This is a genomic window from Bacteroidota bacterium (assembly GCA_034723125.1).
GTDB lineage: Bacteria > Bacteroidota > Bacteroidia > CAILMK01 > JAAYUY01 > JAYEOP01.
Genome location: JAYEOP010000597.1, coordinates 1 through 1540 on the forward strand (window position 1 = coordinate 1; position 1540 = coordinate 1540).

Here is a 1540-nt window from a genome sequence, read left to right on the forward strand (position 1 = left end):
CCAACGAGACCACCTACATAATTACCAGCACTCACACTTCCTGTGCTGTAGCTATTGGTTATTGTTGAAAAATTACGATTATATCCAACGAGACTACCTACATAATAATCACCACCGGTAATATCTACATTCGTTAATCCTATACTATCTATTACTGCTCCACTTACACATCCAAATAAACCAATATAATTTGTAGTTGAACGATTAATATATAATGAATCAATTGTGTGACCTTGACCGTCATATTCGCCTGTGAAGCTTGTAGAATTATTTCCAATTGGTGAGAAACCGCTACCGCTATTCCAACCACTTGTCGCTCCTGCATTTATGTCTGCTGTTTGTATGAATAACATATCCCAATCACTAACATTACCTGATAGTTCTTCCAGATCATCTAAATCGTTGATTTGATACGGATTTCCTACTAATCCGTCTCCCCCACTGTAAGTTCCCGCAAAAATCATAGTTGCAGATATTAAGAGAGTTGCAATTAGTATTATTACTTTTTTCATAATTTTCTCCTTCTTTATTACATTATTCCATGATAATAACCACTGAAAATACAACTACTAATAATAAAAATCAAACAAAAAGTGAATAAATTCTGTTTACCCCCTAGACATATTCCCTACTTGAAATTATCTGATATCAGGATATTAGGAGAAAGAGGAAAAGTGATAATATTTAAGAAAATAAATAAATATTTAAATAAAAAATAAGGAATATATTTTGTAATATCTTTTCCAGAATAAATAAACTATTTTGGAAAGGAGGAAATTATGAAATATCAACAACTAATGAAAGAATTTTACAAAAAACAGCAATTTAATTATAGAAAAAAATTAGTATTGCATGCTATTAAATATAATAATAAATCAAAAACAGCTGCTGAATTTAATTGCGATATTAAAACTGTTAGAAAATTATTAAATAGATTTAATGAGGATGGTAATAAAGGATTAAAAAATAAATCAAAAAGGCCACACCATTCACCAAATAAAATAAGTAGAAAGTTGGAGCAATATATTATTGATTGCAGAAAACAAAATCCAGCATTTGGTCCTATAAGATTAAAAGATTATTATCATATTTCTTGTCATATAAGCACAATAGGAAAGGTATTACAACGAAATAATCTAACTATACGACATAAAAAACGAAGTAAAAAGAGAATAGATATGAGAGAAGCAAAGAAGTTATATAAACCTTTTGAAAACATACAGATAGATATAAAATATTTAACAGATATAGCTAAATATTATCCATATATGTTAGGTTTAAGATTGCCAACATTTCAATATACAGCAAGAGATGTTAGAACCGGTGCTCTGTTTGTAGCATATGCAGATAGTGTAAGTATGACTTATGCATCTATATTTGCAAAATATTTATTGAAGCATTTAAAAAAGCATAATGTTGACATATCAAAAGTAACAATCCAAACAGATAATGGTAGTGAATTTGGCGGGACAATGATAAATCATGATCATGGTTTTGTTTACAATATAGAACAATTAGGAGCAAATCACAGATATATACC

At 29.0% G+C, this 1540-nt stretch carries 2 protein-coding genes; one reads left to right on the top strand and one right to left on the bottom strand.

Annotated elements, in window-relative coordinates; genetic code table 11:
* Positions 1 to 512 (bottom strand): GLUG motif-containing protein (locus U9R42_14830; protein ID MEA3497300.1); only part of this gene is annotated, 512 nt, incomplete at its 3' end.
* 267 nt (positions 513 to 779) lie between these two features.
* Here U9R42_14830 and U9R42_14835 point away from each other — a divergent pair.
* A partial coding sequence (locus U9R42_14835; GenBank protein ID MEA3497301.1) for a helix-turn-helix domain-containing protein occupies positions 780 to 1540 on the top strand: 761 nt, incomplete at its 3' end.